General features: G+C 73.4%; 1 protein-coding gene. It reads left to right on the forward strand.

Features of this window, described 5'->3' with window-relative positions:
* Positions 1-220: 220 nt before the first annotated feature.
* The coding region (locus Q0L15_RS17745) for an amidase family protein (RefSeq protein ID WP_296605777.1) at positions 221-741 on the forward strand (521 nt) is incomplete at its 3' end.

The raw sequence follows: 741 nt of genomic DNA on the forward strand, positions 1-741 counted from the left end.
CCAGAGCGCGACGGCGGGGGAGAGCCTCGACGTGGCCGGCCGGGTCGCCCCGGCGGCCCGGCGCGAGGTGACGATCCAGCGTTCGAGCGGCGCCGGATGGAGTGCGGTGGGGACCACGAGGACGACGCGGGCGGGGCGGTTCTCGACGTCCGTCCCCGTGGGGGCCACGCCGGGAACGGTGACGTTCCGGGCGGTCGCACCGAAGGTGCGGATCGGGCGGGTGACCTACCCGCGCGCGTACTCGGGCGCCGTCCCGGTCGAGGTGATCGAGCCGACCCCGCCGACCCCGCCGACCCCGCCCGCCCCGCCGGCGCCGACCCCCGGCTCGATCGGCGCGCCGTACGCGATCGGTCAGGAGTTCCGGCTCGGTTCGTGGCAGGTCGCGCTCGGGACGACCGACACCGACGCCTGGCCGGAGATCAGCGCCGAGAACATGTTCAACGACCCGCCGCAGGCGGGCTGGTCCTACGTGACGGTGCCCGGGACGTTCGGGAACGTCGGGGCGGACGAGGGGTCGCCGTTCTGGGATCTCGACGTCGAGTTCCTCGGTGGCGACCGCGTCGTCTACAACGCGTTGTCCGGTGATCAGTGGTGCGGCGTGGTCCCGGACACCTGGTCCGACATCGGCGACATCTACCCCGGCGGGTCGTCGTCGGGGGCCGTCGTATCGGTGATCGAGGGCATGGCCGACATCGCCATCGGCAGCGACACCGGCGGCTCTCTGCGAATTCCAGCGGCCTT

The organism is Nocardioides sp., assembly GCF_024509035.1.
Classification (GTDB): Bacteria; Actinomycetota; Actinomycetes; order Propionibacteriales; family Nocardioidaceae; genus Nocardioides.